The following is a 17,721-nucleotide window of genomic DNA, read 5'->3' as shown; positions in this document are numbered from 1 at the left end:
AAGCCAGCCTAACGGGGCCACTGCATGGTGAAGCGCCTGGCCACGAGGGCATTAAGGGCCGGCACCGCAGCCACGCGGGCGATGGCCGCGTTCCGTGCGCGAAGCCGGGCGCCGGACAGCGGCCTGCCAAGCGCCATGTTCACCTCGGCCTGGCGTTTCGCCCCAGCCGCCGCCCGTCGCCGTGAGGCATCGAATCGGCGAAGGCCGCTTCCGCATGGCCGGCCCCGCAGGGAAGCCATAATGACGGGCAGCAAGGATTCCGCATCCATCCAGCCAAGGTTCATGCCCTGCCCGCCGATCGGGCTTATTTCGTGGGCGGCGTCCCCGATGAGAGCAGTCCTTCCGTCGATCATGCGGCTAACCAGGCGTGAGCGGACTCCGAAGTTGCTCAGCATGCTGTTGGCGCCTGTGTCCACGCTGATGCCCGTCCGTTCTTTCACCAGGTCTGCCAGCAGCCGCGCATCGGGACGGACCGGCGGGCCGGACAGCCTGACCACCCAGCGGCGCACACTTCCCGGCAGGGGAAAGGACTCAACGATCCCGCCGGCTTCGAGGAACAGGGCAGCGTCCTCGCCGTACGGGCTGGAATCAGGAAAATCACCCATCAGGTAGTGGTCCGGGTAGCGTGTCTCCAGCGTGGGCAGCCCCAGCAGCCGCCTCACCGTCGAATTGGCGCCGTCGGCACCCACGGCAATCGCAGCGGACATCTTTTGCCGGGTCCCCGCGACGGTGGCGTCGACAGTGACCCGGTCGCCGTCGTCGTACATGTCCGTCACCTCAGCCCCGCGAAGCAGGGCATTGCCGTCCAACTCCAGCAGCCGGGCCTCCAGGACCGCCTCCGTAACGGGCTGGGGTACGGCCAGGACAAACGGAAAGCGGTCCGATACCGGAGCGAAATTCATGTGCGCGATCTCTCGGCCGGCCCAGACGGCAAGGCCGCGGCGGATGCGGACCCCGCGGGCGACCAGGGGAGCTGAGGCGCCGACGCGGTCCAGTGCGGCAAGGGCGGGCGGATGGATTCCGATGGCCCTCGTGTGTGCATTCCGGCCGGTGCGCTTTTCGAGGACCCGGACATCTGCGCCTTCCTGCAGCAGCAGCGCGCCGAGGTACAGCCCCACGGGACCGCCGCCGACGATCAGGACGTCAGTCACGGCCGGCGTCCGGGCTGTAGGTGAGCACGCAGTGGAAGGGGGAGTGCCGTTCAGCCCGCCATCCAGCAGGAACGACGGCGGCAAGTTCCGTGACGGTATAGCTGCGCCTGATGGAGGTCAGCCCGTCGCGGCGGATGTAGGATCCGGTCATCGGCAGCGCGCCGGCCGCAAAAAGTGCGTAGGCGAGGGCGTTGCGCCGGAGGTCGTTGTGGACCGCCAGGCGCCGGGCGAGCTTCACGGAATCGGTGAGCAGGCCCTGGAGTTCGCCGTCGGTCAGGTGGTGCAGCACGTGATTGGATATCACGAAGTCGAAGGTCTCGCCCTCCGCCACGAGCTCTGCACTCGTGGCCTGCCGGAACCGTACTCCCTGCACGGGCATCCTGTGCTCGGCGAAACGGTATGCGCGGGGATCGGGGTCGATGCCCGTGATGTCGAGCCGGACGCCGTCCCGGGCGGCCCAGCGGGCGAGCATTAGTGCCAGGTCCCCGCCGCCGCAGCCGATGTCCAGCAGCGTGGCCGGGGCGGCAGGCGCCAGCAGCGGCCTGAGCCTGCTGCGGTAGAGGCCATGCCAGCCCGAAATGGCACGGTTGACCAGTGCGAACTGGCGGTAGGTGCGGTCGAGGCGCTCCGGATCGCAGTCGGCCCGGTCCATGTCCTCAACAGCGTTGGCGTCTCGCGCCCCGAGCATGCCCATGGCGGGTCAGGCCAGGGACGATTCGGCCTCGTCGGCGAGCCGGTGCTCTGCCGGCGCTTCCTGCGGCTGGCCGATCCTCGTGAACAGCCCTGTCTCCACCGTCAGCCCGGGCCCGAATGCCATGGAGCAGATGCGTTCGTCCCGGCTCTGCGGCGAAAGGTCGAGGATGTGCCGGAGCACAAAGAGCACCGTGGCGCTGCTCATGTTGCCATAGTTGCGAAGGGTTTCTCGGGCTGGGATGAGCTGTTCATCGGTGAGGCCCAGCCGAGACTGCACCTTGTCCAGGATGCTGCGGCCGCCGGGATGGATGGCCCAGTGCGTGATGTCCCGGTAGGGGAGTTCCCTGAGTGAACTGTCCCTGGCCAGCAGCGGTTCCAGGGCGCCGATGATGTGGTCGTCGATGATGTGCGGAACGTAGTTGCCCAGGACCATCTCGAACCCCTCGTCGCCGATGTTCCACGCCATGGAATCCTCACCAACCGGCGTCAGGACAGTCTCGAAGTGGTCCAGCTGCAGGAGCGCCCGTGATTCGGGTACTTCGCGCGCGGTCACGACGGCGGCGGCGGCGCCGTCCGCGAAGAGCGCCGAGCCCATGATGGTGTCGGGATCGTTGGAGGTGCGGACATGCAGCGAGCAGAGCTCCGCACACACGACGAGGACTACCGCCTCGGGGTCCGCCTCGCAGAACGACTTCGCTGCCCGGAGTGCGGGGAACGCGGCGTAGCACCCCATGAAGCCCAGGTGGTAGCGCTGCACGGCAGGGCTGAGCCCCAGCGCCCGGACTATTTTGTAGTCCGGGCCGGGGTTGAAAAACCCGGTGCAGGAAACCGTGATCAGGTGAGTTATGTCAAGTGGATCGATGCCGGCACAGTTGGAGACGGCGGAGGAAGCGGCCTCGATGAAGAGCTTGGTGGCCTCACGGGCGAACAGGTCATTGCGTTCCTTCGTGCTGGGGCTCCGGAGCAGGCCCGTGGCGGGGTCGAAGAACTTCGGGTCGTCCGAGCGTGAATCCAGCGTCAGTTCCTGGACGGCCGTGTAGCGCGTGTCGATCGCGGCCGAGTCGAAGCAGGTGGCAACCAGCCGTGAGCCGAGTCTCGTCAGGCCGGGTTGGGCGGCAAACACGTCCCGGGCCTGCGTCTGGATGAGCTTCGTAGGCGGAACAGCTGTCTCGAGGGCTCTCACGTAGACCGTCATGGGTTTCATTCTTAACGAGAGCGCCACTTAAGACAATGGATCTGGCCGGCGTGCACGGGCGTCCTCGCAGCTACTTCTACTCCTGTTCGTTTAACGCCGATAATGTACATTATGTAAAGTGATAGTTTTTTAGGCCCTCTCCCGCGGAGTCCAGAGTCCTTCCTCTTCTTTGGAGGATCGTCGATCCCTTCGACTACTTGCCCCTTCGTCGCTAGCCCACCAGGCCAATGAGCAGATTGATGGTGGCGGCCAGGATGACGGTCCCGAAAAGATAGGACAGGAGCCCGTGCTTCAGCGCCTCGGCCCGTATCCTGTGGCTCTCCAGGTTGGTGTCGGAAACCTGGTAAGTCATCCCCAAGCTGGTGGCCACGTAGGCGAAATCCGAATACTGGGGCGGGCGTTCCTGATTGAAGTTGATGCCGCCGGGCTCCTCTCCACGCTTTTCCGGGTCGTAGTACAACTCTGCATAGCGCAGGGTGAACAGCGTCTGGATCAGCATCCACGACAACGCCACACCGGAGAGGGCGAGCAACCCGGCGCCCACCACCTCATCTCTGCCGCTTGAGGCGCTGCGGTGTGAGTCAAACACGACGGCGGCGACTGCCGCCAGGCTGGCAAAGTTGGCAGCGAGAATGAGCAGATCGGTGACACCCCGTGAAGGATCCTCTGTTACCGCATGGAGGCGCGTCCCCTCAGGGTCAAGCCGTCCGATCACAGCCCAGACCCACACCACGTAGGTCAGCGACGCCACGGCCCACCCTATGGCAGGGGCTTCGATCCAACGCCCCGAAAGACCGGCAGCCAGCGCGGCTGCCATCCCAAAAAGCACCATGACCACGAAGCGAAGCCGGCTGCGCCTGACGACTCCGGCTGGCAGTCCTGGAGGGGGCAAGTTCATGACCTGTACTCTAATCAACCCCTCACGACTTCAGGGTGAACCTGGCACGTGGGGTCCACTGTGCGCTTACCCCACGTGCGCCCAGGTTCGGCTGCTTCAGGTGTGATCGGGGGATTTCGCCTTCTCATCGCAGCTCCCCTGCTCACCTCATCGGTGGGGCGCAGCAGGACCGGATCTATCTTGATCAACTATTGATCGTCGATGGTGAGGTCCTTGAGGTTGGGCGTGCAGTCTGTTTGATACCGGTAACGAAGACCGGCCTTTCGCAGCATTGTCGACCTGGCCTGCACAGGCATGGAGTATTCCTGGGTTGACAAGCTGCGCCTACACGTCCCCTCCGTCGCCTGTAGCCCCCAAGCACGCGGCGGAGGGGGCCCGACCGGAAGGCAAGGCGCCATGACAGCAGCCAAAACGACAGCGATGAGACCTAGGCACGAAATCAGAAGTGAGCGTCCGAGGCCGACGCTGGATGCACAACACCTGGAGAAACTCGCCGAAGAGTCCTCATGGGAGGTCGCAGAGTCCTTCGCCACGGAGTACACCGCCCTCCTCCCCCGGCGCGTTGACCGGATCGTCGGCACGGTTACTGTCCGGGACCGGGACACCGCCATGCATGCCTCGCTTAGCCTCAAAACGACGTCGTGGCTTGCCGGCGCCCTGCGGATGAACCAGCTGTGCCGCGAACTGGAGCTTGCCCTGGCCCTGACGGATGTCGCTGCAGTGGCATCCATTGTGCAGGACATCGAGCAGCACCTTCCGCGCCTGCAGGAGGCCCTCGCCGGCCGTCGGCGCCACCCCCTGGCAGCGTCGTCCCTGGCAGCGCTTCCCCGCTGATGGACTACGCATGTCACCAGACGCGGAGCTCCCCTCCCACAGCGCCAGGTTTTCGGCAGACAGATGCAGGGCGTGGCGGGCTAGCAGCGCACCAGAGAAGGTCGTAGCCCATGCGCCCGGACCAGGAAACCTGAGGGATATCGAGACACGGGTGAGCGGATGCCCCGGAGCATGAGTTGTAGATTGCTGACAATCGTCACAGAAATTGGAAACCTCCCGCGTGTCGGGCGTAGCGTCGCACTATGACTCCAGGACGCTCCAGCTCACCTCCCCTTGCCAAGCCCTTGCCCCCTGTCGTGGATGGCCGCGAGGGGCACCAACAGCGGTTGGCGTCCGGTTACGGCGCGCGGTCCAGCAACAGCGGACTCGTGCCGTTGACCGTGGCCCGGCGTGCGCCCAAGGAAGACGACGTTGAGATAGCGGTGGAGTATTGCGGACTGTGCCACTCCGACGTGCACGCTACGAGGGGGGAATGGAGCTCCCCCAAGTATCCGCTTATTCCCGGGCACGAAATTATTGGCCGTGTTAGCCGTGTAGGCTCCGCCGTCGACGACCTCCCTGTTGGGGAGCTGGTAGGCGTAGGGTGCATGGTCGATTCCTGCCGCGAATGCGAAAGATGCCTGGATGGGTTTGAGCAGTATTGCGACACGGGCGTTGTCAGTACTTATGGTGCAGCCGACCCGAGAAATGAAGGAGCCATCACTCAAGGCGGTTATTCCTCCTCGGTGGTAGTGGACAGGCGCTACGTGCTTCGTGTCCCAACCAACCTTGACCCTGCCGCCGTTGCTCCCTTGTTGTGCGCAGGGATCACTACGTATTCCCCGCTGCGGCACTTCGGTGTCGAGGAGGGTGACGTCGTGGGAGTTGTGGGGCTCGGCGGGCTCGGACACATGGCAGTGAAGCTTGCCAAGGCGATGGGGGCCAAAGTGAAGGTCTTCACAACCTCAGAGGCCAAGATCGCGGCGGCCAAGGAGTTGGGGGCCGACGACGTTGTTCTGTCCAGGGACGCTGCCTCCATGGCGGCGGCCGAGGACAGTATCGACGTCATCATCGATACCGTAGCGGCCCCGCATGATCTCAACCCATACTTTCGGACTCTTCGCCTAGAGGGGGCGCTGTTCCAGCTAGGCCTGCCCTCTGAGCCCATGCCGCCGGTCAATCCCTGGACCCTGAGCCGCCGCCGGATCGCATACTCCGGGTCGTACATCGGAGGCATCGCTGAGACACAGGAGATGCTGGACTTTTGTGCCGAACACGGAGTGGTTTCCGATATTGAGATTGTCTCCGCGGCACAGCTGAACGATGCCTATGACCGGATGGTTGCCGGCGACGTCAAGTACCGGTTTGTCCTGGACACCAAGACTCTTCCGGCAGCGGCGGCCAACGCAGACGCATGAGGGCAAGAATTGATTCGCTTTAGTCAGTCCCGCTCCACATGCTAAGCCGCGATGCCGAGAACACTCAGACCGGCTTTGGCCGCGGCAGCAACAACGATGACAAGAAGAACCGCCGCAGGCGGCAGCAGTCGGGAAAAGCTAGCTGCCAGAGGTGACACTGGTGACCAGTGAACCTGAAGGCGCAATCTTTTCCTCTATTTCTTTTATAGCTGCTTTTCACGCTTACTCAGCTGGTCCGGACTGTCGGCCCAGCTTTAGCCGGCGGCTCGGCGATGCCGGGTCGCCGCGGCTAGAACACGCGTTCGGGGTCGACAATGGACGTTGCGTACTCCGGACGACCGAGCGGCAGATAGGACTGGATGGTGATGCCCCGGGACGTGGTCCGTGAGCTTACCAGATCGAGCGCGAGGTCCGGGCCGGAATCGGGGAACAGCCGTGTGCCTTGGCCGATGACGACGGGATAGGTGATCAAGTCGAGCTGGTCCACCAGGCCGTTGCCCAACAGCCACCGGACGAGGGCACCACTGCCCGGCACCAACAGGTCGCCATCTTGATGCGCCTTCAGATCACGCACGGCCGTGGCAATGTCGCCATGCAGGACAGTTGTGCCTGCCCACTGCGGGTCGGTGAGGCTGGTCGACACCACGTACTTCGGCCGGCTATTCAGGGCAGAGGCAATCGGGTTGGTGCTCGGATCGGCCATCGCGCCCCAATAGCCAGCGAAAATCTCGTATGTCCGCCGGCCAAAGAGAAACGCGGCCGCGCTGCCATAGGCCTGGTTGAGATAGTCCCCCGTTTCGGTGTCGAGAAGTGGTATGGCCCATCCGCCGCGTTCGAAGCCGCCGCTGCGATCCTCGTCAGGTCCTCCCAACCCCTGCATCACACCGTCCACCGAGACATTGGTCGTGGTCGTTAGCCTCATGTCGTGTCACCCCGTCGGACAGCAGCCGCGGACCCCTTCTGGACCCGCCAACTTGCTACAGACAAGCACACTTGCGGGAGCTTGGGGAGGGCGAGATCGTCACCGTCGCCTCGTTGGTGGTTCCGTGGAGGTCGTTGGCAGTTCGTTGCCACTCGACACCCTCATCTGCGATGTGCATTGCTTTCGCTTCGGATGGCAATAATCGTCCCAGCCGGCGCCTCCTCCCCCGCCCGGTGCCCGACCCCGGGCTTGCCGAAATTCAGGCAGGGAACCAGTCTCAGCTGGACATTCGATTGGGACCCAGACCCAACGGCCTAGTGTTGGGTGGGTCAGGCGGCCTGGCCAGTGATGGATATCGGACGTCGGCCAGTGGAATACCAAAGGGAAGCTACACAATTACCGCTGCCTGCATCGGAGCGCCAAAAGCGATGCTTACCATCTCGCAGCCCGACCGACGCGGAGGAACAGCGCATGAGGTGGCTCTGGACTGCGGAACCACAACGAGCGTGAAACTCGACCTCAGCGCGGGGCCAGTGTCCGCCCACGCCACCCGCATGACCGCCGAGCCCGGCCGCACCGCCGTCGCCGGCTTATGGATCGTCCCAGCGCCCTGATGGAACAAGGCTCCGCCGCTCCCCCACCTTGCAGGTGTGGAACGGCACCTGCCACTATGGCAACGTGAACAGGCCTGTTGGATACTGGGTCAAGCGGCTGGACGTGGCACTGGAGGCGGTGCTCGATGCCACGCTCGCCCGGCTCCGCCTGACCAGGAGACAGTGGCAGGTCCTCGGCACTCTCAGCTCGGGCCCCGTAACACCTGCCGAATTAGGGGACGCTCTGCGTCCGTTCAGTCAAACCAACGGCGTCGACGCACAGCAACGGGACATGGCCTCACTGGTCCGAAGGCAGCTGGTGTTCCTACAGGACGGCTACCTCACGTTAACAGAAGCAGGTAAGGCACTGCACGCCCAAGCAACCGGCCTGGTGGAAACCACACGACGGGACCTCACAGCGGGCATCGGAACCGATGAATACGCCATGGCCGTCAGCGTTCTCGAACGCATGTGCAACAACGCAGACCGCATCATCACACGCTGAGGGCGGGACCCCTGTTAAAATGCCGTCAATGAGTCGGCGAGCCTAAGGAGCCCCGATGGTAGAGGCATCCCAGCCCTGGACACCCAAAGATCCTTGGTGGGTCAGGGATAACCTGCGGGAGGCTATCGACCGCCTCGTGGACTTGGGATATATCGTCGCCGGCGGGCAGGGCGAGGACCCTGAGCTCATCGACCCCGGCGGCTCTGCCGTGGAAACCTGGCGCGAGGATTACCCGTACCACGAGCGGATGACCCGGGCGGAATACGAAATCGAGAAATACCGGCTGCAGATCGAGTTGCTGAAGTTCCAGTATTGGGGCCAGGACAACAACCGCAGGAACGTGATCGTTTTCGAAGGCCGTGACGCTGCCGGCAAAGGTGGGACGATCAAGCGCTTCACGGAACACCTCGATCCCCGGTCGGCACGCACGGTCGCCCTCGCCAAACCATCCGACCGCGAACAGGGCCAGTGGTACTTCCAGCGCTACGTCCAACACCTGCCGACCGCTGGAGAAATCGTCATGTTCGACCGCTCTTGGTACAACCGGGCCAACGTCGAAAAGGTGATGGGGTTCTGTAATGAGGAGGAATACCGGACCTTCATGAACCAGGCCCCGATCTTTGAACAGATGCTGGTCGACGCCGGCATCCACCTGAACAAGTTCTGGTTCTCGGTGACCAGGCACGAACAGCGAACACGCTTCGCTATCCGACAAATCGACCCTGTCCGGCGTTGGAAGCTCTCACCCGTGGATCTTGCCTCACTGGACCGCTGGGACGAATACACCGAAGCCAAGGAACAAACGTTCCTTCATACGGATACAGACCACGCGCCGTGGATCACCATCAAATCCAACGACAAGAAGCGCGGCAGGATCAACGCCCTGCGCTACTTCCTCAACCAGTTTGACTATGAGGGAAAGGACACCTCAGTCGTGTACGACGCCGACCCGCTGATCGTACGCCGAGGCCGCGAGGCAGTGGGAGACTGAGCTGTCCCGTCCGGCGCCCCTGACCTGTTCGAGCCTGACGCGCCAGCCGGCCGAGCGCCGCATCATGTGCATGAGACTAGGACGTCGACACCGGGGCCAGGAGCCCGGCGGCGCCTGCGACCGAGAGGGCGGCACGCAGATGGTTGGCCTTGGTCCAAGGGCGTTCGTAGCTATGCCACTGTCCTTCCAGATGACCAGGTCCATTCCGGGAAAGGCTGTTGTTGAGCGGCACATTGATCGCCATGGTTGACGCCCAACCCACCAGGTAAGCCGCTGCGCCGGCGGCCCTCAGCGGCGTTTGGGGCCGGGGGTCGATGGCTGCTGCAACCACAACTGCCGCGCAGGCGGCAGCGGTGCCGAAAAACAGGACCATGAATGGAGGCCGCACAGCGTTCTCATTGATTGATGCCATGGTCGCGATCGCTTCGCCGGACTGCCGACGGCGCAGGGCGGGCATCACTACCGCCGAGAAGGCCAGGTAAAAGCCGCCGACCAATGCGGATCCGGTCCCGGCCGCGACCGGTAACCACCCGCTCACAGCCGTGCCTCGGCATGCGCGGCCCGGACGCCAGTTGCGGCGGTACGGACCGCATAAGTGACTCCGGTGACAAGAAGAGGAGCGGGCGAGGAAGTTATGGTCATGGCTCCAGAGTGCCAGCCACTTTGTGGACGCTGAATGGCTCAGCGTCCACTCTGCATATCCTATCGTCTAGAATCGGCTACATGGATCCCTTGTCGGCGTTCCTTAGCGGGCCCCGGGCAGGCGCCGCGTTCACTCTGCGAGTAGTGATGGATCCGCCGTTCGCCATTGACGTTCGGGACGAGGCCGCCCTGACCGTGATAGCTGCCGTCCGAGGGACCTCGTGGATCGTCAGCCAGGGAAGCCCGCCACAGCTCCTCAGCACGGGGCAGGCAGCGACGGTCCGCGGCCCTTCCCCGTACCTGGTGGCCGATGCCCCAGACCGGCCGCCGACGGTGCTGATCGGCCCCGGCCAGTCCTGCCGCACGCCGACCGGCGACCACTTGGAGACCACAATGGCCCAGGGGGTGCGGACCTGGGGCAACGCCACCCACGGGGAAACCGTCCTGCTGATCGGCACCTACCAATCAGAAGCGGCGGCCGGCCGGCTGGCGACCTCCGCCCTACCAGACCTGGCAGTCTTCACTGAAAAGGAAACCGATCCGGCACTGCTCCAGATGCTCGAGCGAGAGCTCACCTCCCCCGGCCTGGGGCAGGCGAGTGCATTGGACAGGGTTCTGGATTTGCTGCTGCTGCACCTCGTGCGCGGCTGTGTTGATCGGGCCACGTCCGACGTCCCAAGCTGGGCGGCAGGCACCCGTGACCCTGTCGTTGCCCAGGCACTGACCCTGCTGCACGAGGAGCCGGCCGTGCCGTGGACCGTCGCGGAACTGGCCCGAAGGTCGCACGTCTCCCGGGCTACCCTGGCTGCCCGGTTCCACACCGCCGTCGGGCAGCCGCCGATGACCTATCTCACCGCCTGGCGCCTGGCTCTGGCAGCTGACCGACTGGCCAGCAGTACCTCCACGACTGCCGTCATCGCCGCCGAGGTCGGCTACAGCAACGCCTTCACGTTCAGCACCGCCTTCACCAGGGCCTATGGCACGAGCCCGACTAGCTACCGCCGCGCCGGGCGCGGCTAGCCGTCCACAGGCGAGGATAGGTCCGGAGCATGTCAGCCGAGCAGTTCGGGGCGCTCTCTGACAGCCTCACGTACCAATGACTCTCCGCGGTACCAGATTGGGACGGTGGACCGTCCCGATCAGAGCGTATGCCCTTCCACCTGCGGGGAGGCCGGCATAGAGGTTAGGCGTCTGCCTCGGTTGCATCTTCCAGTGTCGCCGGGGCGAAGATGGCCGCCGCCACGTCTTCCCGAAGGAAATAGTTCCGGCGTTCCAGGGGCTCCAGACTGCCGCGCACGACGTAGTAGCCTCGCCCTTCCCCGGGCCCACCCGCGGCCCGGTCGAGGGCGTCGACCATGTCCCTGTCCAGGCGCTGGTCCGGGCCACGGTCCTGCAGCACAGCAAGATCTTCCGGCAGCAACGCACTGATGAGTCCCTGAATATCCGTCATGGCAGCTTCCTCGCCGGCACCGCTGGAACAATAACTGATTCCCCCGCGGGCGTGTCCGGGGGTGCCCTGGCCGGTTGCGTCCACAGCGATTCTAGGACCCGGAGGACTTCGCGGCCAGACTTGGCATGGCACTGCCGCCATGGTAATCAGCGGCGGTTTTGGACACGTCGGACCCTCCGCGCCGTTACCGAAATGTGACTTTTGGCGCACAGGTGGGTTAGCCTGTAGCGGTGCCCCGGTTCATGCGGGGGCATTCCCGGGCAGAATGCCGAGCCCTGCCGCTGACCGGGATCCGTTCGCAATATCCAAGAGGCAGGGACGGGGGAACCACATTAATACTGGCCTTGCTCGCCAAGGCCTAGGGGTTAAGTCCAGACGCTCCCGTGCACATAACGGGGCAGGACCGGGTGACTCCCATCCGAACCCGACAGCTCACCCCGCAGGCATGGGAGAGGCAATCCACCATGTCACGTAAGTCCATGTCCGCGCGCCACCGCGCCACCCCCACGACGTCCATCGCCCTTCAGGGCCTGTCGTATTCCCTCAAGTCCAACGCCGCATCAATAGCTAAGCCTGCGGCAGCAGCGGCTGCTGCGTCCGGACTGCTCTTCAGTGTCGGGGCACCGGCTCAGGCAGGCACCTACGCTCCCGAGGCCACGGGCAGCACCAGCGCCCAGGTGCAGGCCGCACCCCAGGTCCAGGCTGCCCAAGACCTGGCACCCGTAGGAGGATCTGGCGTAGCAGGCGCATCACACGCTGTTGTATCTGGCGACACGCTGGGGGCGATCGCAGCACGCCACGGCGTGAGCCTCGATGCAGTACTCGCCGAGAACAACCTGTCGCTGGCCTCGGTAATTTATCCCGGCGACCAGATCCTGATCCCGGGTCCCGGACAGCCTGCAGCAGCACCGCAGGCACCCGCTGCCCCGGCTGCGCCGGCAGCACCCCAGCCGGCCGGCATGGGGATCTACCATGCGTCGTCGTCGGTCACGCCGGCACCGGCTGCTCCGGCCAGTGGCGTCGGCGCCGCCCTCGTGGCTTCGGCCCGGGCACAACTGGGTGCCACACAGGACTGCACCATCCTGGTGGAACAGGCCCTGCGCTCCGTCGGCAAGTCGGTCGGAGACCTCGCTCCCCTGCAGTTCCACCAGTACGGCACACCGGTGTCCACGCCCCAGGCCGGCGACCTGATGATCCGCGCCGGACACGTTGCAATCTACATCGGTGGCGGGCAGGCCATCAGCAGCGGCATGAATGGCGTCAACGAAACCATCGTCCACCCTGCCTCCTGGCTTGGGGGCTCCACTTTCGTGCGGGTAAACGCCTAAAACGTCAGAGCAAGCATAGACAGTGGCAGGCGCGGCAGCGCCTGCCACTGTCGCGTCTGCCAGGGCTGCGTACGGGCCTGACGACGACGGGTCCTCCGGCACAAATTCCGGAGGACCCGTCGAGATCTGTCTACTTCAAGTCATGGCAGTGTCGGTCTGGTTAACCTGCTGGTTTCAGGGCGGTACGCCATGCTCCCACGGCCTTGGCGGTGCTGAAGGTCCAAGTGGCGGTGCCGGTGGCGCCGGCGGTGGCCTGGGTCCTGTCGGCCTGCTCCGCGACCTGGCCACCGGTGGTTTCCCAGCGCTCGGTCCAGCCGGTGGGAGCGGTGGCTGCCGGGCTGGAACTGTCGAAGCCGAGGCCGCCGATGAGCAGGGCGCCATTGCTGGCCGTGGTGACGCTGCCCACCGCGACGCTGGTCGCCGAGAAGCTCGAGTTGACGGCGGTGGCCACGGTGCTGTCCAGCGGCGTGGTGGTATTGACACCGGTGTAGGCGGTGATGCCGCCGCCCCACTTCACTGCCGTGCTCAGCGTCCACGTGTAGCTCGCCGGGTCGGCGGAACCAACCACCCGGTAGTAGGCGAAGACGCGGGCGCCGCTGCCGATGGACAGCCCGCTGGTGATCGCGGTCCAGCCCGCCGGGACAGCGACCGTGGGGTTCTTGTCCGCGGTGAAGGACGCCACCAGGACGTCACCGGCGGCCCGGCCGGTCGGCGCGGGCAGGGAGACGGTGGTGGTCGCCGTTTCGGTGGACGCGGTCCGGGTGCTGCGCACGGCGATCCCCGGGCTGCCGACCGGGTTGACCGTGATGGTCCGCGTGGTGGAGTTCGAGCCGCCGGCGTTGGTGGCGGTCAGCCGCGCGGTGTAGGTCCCTGCCGTGGTGTAGGTGTGGGACGGGTTCTGCGAGGTTGACGTGGAGCCGTCACCGAACTCCCAGGCCCACGACGTCGGCGAGCCGGTGGAGGTGTCGGTGAAGTTCACCGCCAGCGGTGCCGTGCCCGTGGTCGGCGAGGCCGTGAATGACGCGACGGGCGCGGCGGGCCCGCTGACCGGGTTGACCGTGATGGTCCTGGTGGTGGAGTTCGAGCCGGCGGCGTTGGTGGCGGTCAGCCGCGCGGTGTAGGTCCCGGCCGCCGTGTAGGTGTGGGACGGATTCTGCGTGGTCGCGGTGGCGCCGTCACCGAACTCCCACGCCCATGACGTCGGCGTCCCGGTGGAGGTGTCGGTGAAGTTCACCGCCAGCGGGACCGTGCCCGTGGTCGGCGTCGCGGTGAACGACGCGACCGGCGCGGTGGGCCCGGGCGGCGGCACCGTCCCGCCCGGTTTCAGGGCGGTGCGCCAGGCGGCGACGGCTTTGGCGGTGCTGAAGGTCCAGGTGGCGGTGCCGGCGGCGCCGGCGGTGGCCTGGGTCCTGTCGGCCTGCTCCGCGACCTGGCCGCCGGTGGTTTCCCAGCGCTCGGTCCAGCCGGTGGGAGCGGTGGCTGCCGGGCTGGAGCTGTCGAAGCCGAGGCCGCCGATGAGCAGGGCGCCGTTGCTGGCCGTGGTGATGCTGCCCACCGCGATGCTGGTCGCCGAGAAGCTCGAGTTGACGGCGGTGGCCACGGTGCTGTCCAGCGGTGTGGTGGTGTTGACGCCGGTGTAGGCGGTGATGCCGCCGCCCCACTTCACGGCCGTGCTGAGCGTCCAGGTGTAGGTGGCGGGGTCGGCGGAGCCAACGACCCGGTAGTAGGCGAAGACGCGGGCGCCGCTGCCGATGGAGAGCCCGCTGGTGATCGCGGTCCAGCCCGCCGGGACGGCAACCGTGGGGTTCTTGTCCGCGGTGAAGGACGCGACCAGGACGTCACCGGCGGCCCGGCCGGTAGGTGCGGGCAGGGAGACCGTGGTGGTCGCCGTTTCCGTGGACGCGGTCCTGAAGCTGCGCACGGCGATCTCCGGTGAGGTGCCGCCGTCGGGATTGACGGTGATGGTCCTGGTGCTGGTATCGGAGCCTTCGTCGTTGGTGACGGTCAGTGTCGCGGTGTAGGTCCCGGCGGTGGTGTAGGTGTGCGAGGGGTTCTGCGCGGTGGCGGTTTCGCCGTCACCGAACTCCCACGCCCAGGACAGCGGGCCGCCGGTAGAGGTGTCGGTGAAGTTCACTGCCAGCGGTGCCGTGCCGGACGTCGGCGAGGCCGTGAACGACGCGGTCGGGGCGCCGTCGGGCGGCGGGGGCGGCGTGCCGAGGCTGCGGTCCGAATACCAGTAGCGCTTTGCGACGTGGTCGGTGGCCATGACGACGATCCCGGTGGCCGCGTTCACGCTCTGCTTGGTGCTGGTCACGTTGTTCATGTTGGCCGAGTTGGCGTCCTCGATGACCGGGGTGCCGCGGCCGGTCCCGAAGACCGGGTTGTCCATCGACGCGGTCTTTTCATAGATGCTGCCGGCCACCCCGGAGAACGGGCAGCCGCTGACCGTGGTCGAGGGCGCGGTGTGGAAGGCGCGGACCAGGTTGTTCTCGGTATCGAGCATGATCTGCGGACGCGAGACGCAGTCCCCGGTCCGGGCGATCGTGGTCTGTTCAAAGGCCCCCGTGCCCGGCTTGAACACCACCAGCACCTCCTGGGCCAGGTTCGGGTCCGTCGAGCCGTCATTGAGGCTGGTCTTCACCGCGGCGTAAACCCGGCCGGTCGGGTCGGCCTGCAGCGTCTTGATGTTCAGATGGTCATCCACCTGCCGGTTCCCGCGGATCGCTTCCCGGTGCCGCCACGAGGACGCCGCCCGGGGATCCTCCCCGTCGGTATGCGTAGCCCAGTGCGCGGTCCCGGTGGCCTGGTCCGTCCACATGATCCCGATCTGGTCGTTCCGGAACGCCACGATGGCGGACAGGTCATCCGGCGTCGGGTTCGGATCCGCCGCGCCGGGCACCACGAACGGGGTCCCCCAGCCCGTGCCGCCGGGGCCGGAACTGTTCACGAAAACGGTGTTCGTGGTGCTCGTGGCCTGGGTCCAGGTGGCCCAGATGACGCCGGTGGAGTCCTTATCGATGGTCAGCGACTCGCTGCTGTTGTTCGAAATGGTCTCCGGGAACCCGCCGTCCAGAGAGTAGCTCCCGCCCGAGTAGCTGTAACGGTACAGCCGGGCGGGCTGCCCGGACGCCGACGAACCGGAAGTCACCACGTTCGAGGCGATATACAGCTTGCTGCCGTCCCACAACGTGTCCGAGGAACTGCTGCCCCGGCTGTCGCTCCGCACCCCGGTATCCACCCACGTGTCGGTATCCCGGTCCAGCCGGTAAATGCTCCACCCGCTGCCCGTGGTCCACATGTTCGCCCACCAGGACCCGTCATTCCACCACAACTTGCTCTGCGGTTTATCCGCCGTCGGAGGGTTGCTCACCCCCGAATACGTGATGCTCGGAGTGCCGACGGTGGCCGCCTGCGCTGGGCCAGAAACGCCCACCAGGCCTCCCGCGGCGACAACGGACAGAACGAGCAAACGGCTGAACCAGCGGAGCGTTTTTTTCATCATTTCGTAGTTTCTCTTCGGCGATGAAAGTCATCCGGACGAGGAAAACCAACCCGTCCGGGATCAGCTACGGCCCAGCCCGGCGTGCGGCTGAGGCTGCTGGGAAGCGTCATTAGTCCACCTGAGGATGAAACATCACCCATCGTGCTCCCGCTAAGTTCTGAAAACCTTGGGGTTGCCATGGAGGCGCACAGCTTCCCACCCGAATTAGGGGATCATCTCCCGGATTTGACCGGATGTTAGTACAAAGTTTTGAGGTGGCGAGTTAGAGCGCTCTAATCCGGGGAGGACGTGATCTTGCGCACCCGCATGCATCCCCTCAACGGCCCTGAATTCCGGCCGACAGATCCAAGGAGTCAACAATGTCGTTGCATACAGCACGCCCGACATCCTTGCCATTGGCGCCCTCTCGGCCGCCGATGAGCGGTCCGTCCGGGTCCCCGCAGAATTTTCGCTGGTCGGGTACGACAACACGTATCCGGAACACCACGGCTCCCGCCAGCCGCCCCTGACCGGATACCGGCCGCATGCCCCACGTCCGAGAAGTGGTGCCGAAGGGCACCCAACCGCTTCAGCCGCCGTCGTACGCCTTTTGAATCTCACCGATGTCCAGTTTCCTCATCGAGAGCATCGCCTGCATGGCCCGCTGGGCTCCGGCGGCGTCCGGTCCGCCAAGGAGCCCGCCGAGCGCTGACGGGACAATCTGCCAGGAGACCCCGTACCTGTCCTTGAGCCAACCGCACTGGCTCTCCGTCCCGCCGTCCGTCAGGGCGTTCCAGTAGCGGTCCACTTCGTCCTGCGACGCGCAGTCGACCGAGAACGAAACAGCCTCCGTGAACGAGGACGCAGGTCCCCCGTTCAGCGCCTGGAACTCCTGGCCCTCAATGGTGAACTCCACAAACATGACCTGCCCTTCCGGGCCGGGGCCGCCTTCTTCGAAGCGCGAAACGCTGTTGATCCTGGCATTGTCAAAGACGGACACGTAGTACTCGGCCGCTTCTTCGGCCTGGTTGTCGAACCAAAGACAGGCAGTGATCTTCTGCATGATGCTTTCCTTCTCCCGGTACTCTTCCGACGCCGGACCAGCCGCTGGCCCCCGATGCTTGCCGGCTCGAGCGTAGCCCTGCGCGGGAGCCCTGACAACGGGTCGGGCCAGATGGGCAACACCATGGCCGAAACGGCTAGGCTCAATGGCATGCGCTCGACGAAAAGTCCCACACGTTCGGAGCGGTCCATCCCCGCTGTCACCGCCTGCGCGGCAACGGCTGATGCCCTGCTCATCATGGTGTTTGCAGCCATAGGCCGTGACGCCCACGCACGGGGCGACGTCATTACGGGAGTCCTGCTCACAGCGTGGCCCTTCCTCGCTGGCGCAGCAGTCATGTGGCTGCTGCTGCGGCTGTGGCGGGAACCGCTCGCGCTGTGGCCGGCCGGCATGGCCGTATGGCTGGGCACGGTGGGCGTGGGGATGGCGCTGCGTGCCCTAACCGGGCAAACCGTGGTGCTGCCGTTCGTCATCGTCGCGCTCATCAGCCTCGCTGTGTTGCTCCTTGGCTACCGGGCTCTGGTCCTCGGGTTCCTGCGGCTGCGGCGATCACGACGGCGAGGCTGATGTACTAGGCT

Annotated in this window: 16 protein-coding genes, 1 pseudogene and 1 riboswitch; of the genes and pseudogenes, 8 read left to right on the top strand and 9 right to left on the bottom strand. The window is 65.4% G+C overall.

Annotated elements, in window-relative coordinates; genetic code table 11:
• Nucleotides 1-8 precede the first annotated feature (8 nt).
• From AC5RUM_RS18980 to AC5RUM_RS18965, 4 genes are all read right to left on the bottom strand, one after another.
• A complete protein-coding gene (locus tag AC5RUM_RS18980; RefSeq protein WP_494036409.1) occupies nt 9-1,151 on the bottom strand; it encodes an FAD-dependent oxidoreductase in 1,143 nt (380 codons plus the stop codon).
• Nucleotides 1,144-1,845 (bottom strand): class I SAM-dependent methyltransferase, encoded by a 702-nt coding sequence (locus tag AC5RUM_RS18975; RefSeq protein WP_494036408.1) that lies wholly within the window; start codon nt 1,843-1,845, stop codon nt 1,144-1,146. The genes AC5RUM_RS18980 and AC5RUM_RS18975 overlap by 8 nt, the downstream gene beginning before the upstream one ends.
• Before the next feature lie 6 nt (nt 1,846-1,851).
• Nucleotides 1,852-3,039, bottom strand: coding sequence for a type III polyketide synthase (locus AC5RUM_RS18970; RefSeq protein WP_494036407.1), 1,188 nt, complete (start codon nt 3,037-3,039; stop codon nt 1,852-1,854).
• A 211-nt stretch (nt 3,040-3,250) separates the two neighbouring features.
• Nucleotides 3,251-3,937, bottom strand: a complete 687-nt coding sequence (locus tag AC5RUM_RS18965; RefSeq protein ID WP_494036406.1) for a DUF1345 domain-containing protein — start codon at nt 3,935-3,937, stop codon at nt 3,251-3,253.
• 396 nt (nt 3,938-4,333) lie between these two features.
• On the opposite strand from AC5RUM_RS18965, the gene AC5RUM_RS18960 reads away from it, so the two are divergent.
• Nucleotides 4,334-4,771: a hypothetical protein gene (locus AC5RUM_RS18960; protein WP_494036405.1), complete on the top strand. Its 438-nt coding sequence runs from the start codon at nt 4,334-4,336 to the stop codon at nt 4,769-4,771.
• Nucleotides 4,772-5,013: 242 nt separating this feature from the next.
• Nucleotides 5,014-6,168 carry an NAD(P)-dependent alcohol dehydrogenase gene (locus tag AC5RUM_RS18955; RefSeq protein WP_494036404.1) on the top strand — a complete coding sequence of 385 codons (1,155 nt, stop codon included), beginning with the start codon at nt 5,014-5,016 and terminating at the stop codon, nt 6,166-6,168.
• A gap of 289 nt (nt 6,169-6,457) precedes the next feature.
• On the opposite strand, the gene AC5RUM_RS18950 is transcribed toward AC5RUM_RS18955, so the two are convergent.
• Nucleotides 6,458-7,090, bottom strand: a complete 633-nt coding sequence (locus AC5RUM_RS18950) for a dihydrofolate reductase family protein (RefSeq protein WP_494036403.1) — start codon at nt 7,088-7,090, stop codon at nt 6,458-6,460.
• A 678-nt stretch (nt 7,091-7,768) separates the two neighbouring features.
• Between AC5RUM_RS18950 and AC5RUM_RS18945 the strand changes: the two genes are divergently transcribed.
• Nucleotides 7,769-8,188, top strand: a complete 420-nt coding sequence (locus AC5RUM_RS18945; protein ID WP_494036402.1) for a MarR family winged helix-turn-helix transcriptional regulator — start codon at nt 7,769-7,771, stop codon at nt 8,186-8,188.
• A 55-nt stretch (nt 8,189-8,243) separates the two neighbouring features.
• A complete protein-coding gene (gene ppk2, locus AC5RUM_RS18940) occupies nt 8,244-9,179 on the top strand; it encodes a polyphosphate kinase 2 (RefSeq protein ID WP_494036401.1) in 936 nt (311 codons plus the stop codon).
• Nucleotides 9,180-9,255: 76 nt separating this feature from the next.
• On the opposite strand, the gene AC5RUM_RS18935 is transcribed toward ppk2, so the two are convergent.
• Nucleotides 9,256-9,717, bottom strand: coding sequence for an anthrone oxygenase family protein (locus AC5RUM_RS18935; protein ID WP_494036400.1), 462 nt, complete (start codon nt 9,715-9,717; stop codon nt 9,256-9,258).
• Between the two features lie 185 nt (nt 9,718-9,902).
• On the opposite strand from AC5RUM_RS18935, the gene AC5RUM_RS18930 reads away from it, so the two are divergent.
• On the top strand, nt 9,903-10,841 hold the full coding sequence (locus tag AC5RUM_RS18930; protein ID WP_494036399.1) for a cupin domain-containing protein: 939 nt from the start codon (nt 9,903-9,905) through the stop codon (nt 10,839-10,841).
• Between the two features lie 163 nt (nt 10,842-11,004).
• Here AC5RUM_RS18930 and AC5RUM_RS18925 read toward each other — a convergent pair whose 3' ends face one another.
• Nucleotides 11,005-11,271 (bottom strand): hypothetical protein, encoded by a 267-nt coding sequence (locus AC5RUM_RS18925; protein WP_494036398.1) that lies wholly within the window; start codon nt 11,269-11,271, stop codon nt 11,005-11,007.
• Nucleotides 11,272-11,558: 287 nt separating this feature from the next.
• Nucleotides 11,559-11,732: riboswitch (cyclic di-AMP (ydaO/yuaA leader) on the top strand.
• Between the two features lie 3 nt (nt 11,733-11,735).
• Here AC5RUM_RS18925 and AC5RUM_RS18920 point away from each other — a divergent pair.
• Nucleotides 11,736-12,599: a LysM peptidoglycan-binding domain-containing protein gene (locus AC5RUM_RS18920; protein WP_494036397.1), complete on the top strand. Its 864-nt coding sequence runs from the start codon at nt 11,736-11,738 to the stop codon at nt 12,597-12,599.
• 160 nt (nt 12,600-12,759) lie between these two features.
• Here AC5RUM_RS18920 and AC5RUM_RS18915 read toward each other — a convergent pair whose 3' ends face one another.
• Nucleotides 12,760-16,101, bottom strand: a complete 3,342-nt coding sequence (locus AC5RUM_RS18915) for a PKD domain-containing protein (protein ID WP_494036396.1) — start codon at nt 16,099-16,101, stop codon at nt 12,760-12,762.
• 310 nt (nt 16,102-16,411) lie between these two features.
• Between AC5RUM_RS18915 and AC5RUM_RS18910 the strand changes: the two are divergent.
• Nucleotides 16,412-16,621 (top strand): annotated as a pseudogene (locus tag AC5RUM_RS18910) (substrate-binding domain-containing protein); the annotation flags it as partial.
• Nucleotides 16,622-16,669: 48 nt separating this feature from the next.
• Here the strand turns inward: AC5RUM_RS18910 and AC5RUM_RS18905 are convergent.
• Entirely contained in the window at nt 16,670-17,143 is a 474-nt protein-coding gene (locus AC5RUM_RS18905) for a VOC family protein (RefSeq protein ID WP_494036395.1), read from the bottom strand.
• 150 nt (nt 17,144-17,293) lie between these two features.
• On the opposite strand from AC5RUM_RS18905, the gene AC5RUM_RS18900 reads away from it, so the two are divergent.
• Nucleotides 17,294-17,710: a DUF3054 domain-containing protein gene (locus AC5RUM_RS18900; RefSeq protein WP_494036394.1), complete on the top strand. Its 417-nt coding sequence runs from the start codon at nt 17,294-17,296 to the stop codon at nt 17,708-17,710.
• Nucleotides 17,711-17,721 lie beyond the last annotated feature (11 nt).

The sequence above is a fragment of the Arthrobacter sp. B2060 genome, from assembly GCF_059090445.1.
The sequence above is the reverse complement of the archived record's forward strand: the minus strand, read 5'-3'. Positions and strand labels throughout refer to the sequence as shown.

Excerpts from the sequence above, each read along its gene's own strand:
- AC5RUM_RS18975 (WP_494036408.1), bottom strand. The coding sequence starts at position 1,845 with ATGGGCATGCTCGGGGCGCGAGACGCCAACGCTGTTGAGGACATGGAC.
- AC5RUM_RS18930 (WP_494036399.1), top strand. The coding sequence starts at position 9,903 with ATGGATCCCTTGTCGGCGTTCCTTAGCGGGCCCCGGGCAGGCGCCGCG.
- AC5RUM_RS18925 (WP_494036398.1), bottom strand. The coding sequence starts at position 11,271 with ATGACGGATATTCAGGGACTCATCAGTGCGTTGCTGCCGGAAGATCTT.
- AC5RUM_RS18970 (WP_494036407.1), bottom strand. The coding sequence starts at position 3,039 with ATGACGGTCTACGTGAGAGCCCTCGAGACAGCTGTTCCGCCTACGAAG.
- AC5RUM_RS18965 (WP_494036406.1), bottom strand. The coding sequence starts at position 3,937 with ATGAACTTGCCCCCTCCAGGACTGCCAGCCGGAGTCGTCAGGCGCAGC.
- AC5RUM_RS18915 (WP_494036396.1), bottom strand. The coding sequence starts at position 16,101 with ATGATGAAAAAAACGCTCCGCTGGTTCAGCCGTTTGCTCGTTCTGTCC.
- AC5RUM_RS18960 (WP_494036405.1), top strand. The coding sequence starts at position 4,334 with ATGACAGCAGCCAAAACGACAGCGATGAGACCTAGGCACGAAATCAGA.
- ppk2 (WP_494036401.1), top strand. The coding sequence starts at position 8,244 with ATGGTAGAGGCATCCCAGCCCTGGACACCCAAAGATCCTTGGTGGGTC.
- AC5RUM_RS18900 (WP_494036394.1), top strand. The coding sequence starts at position 17,294 with ATGCGCTCGACGAAAAGTCCCACACGTTCGGAGCGGTCCATCCCCGCT.
- AC5RUM_RS18905 (WP_494036395.1), bottom strand. The coding sequence starts at position 17,143 with ATGCAGAAGATCACTGCCTGTCTTTGGTTCGACAACCAGGCCGAAGAA.
- AC5RUM_RS18955 (WP_494036404.1), top strand. The coding sequence starts at position 5,014 with ATGACTCCAGGACGCTCCAGCTCACCTCCCCTTGCCAAGCCCTTGCCC.
- AC5RUM_RS18950 (WP_494036403.1), bottom strand. The coding sequence starts at position 7,090 with ATGAGGCTAACGACCACGACCAATGTCTCGGTGGACGGTGTGATGCAG.
- AC5RUM_RS18920 (WP_494036397.1), top strand. The coding sequence starts at position 11,736 with ATGTCACGTAAGTCCATGTCCGCGCGCCACCGCGCCACCCCCACGACG.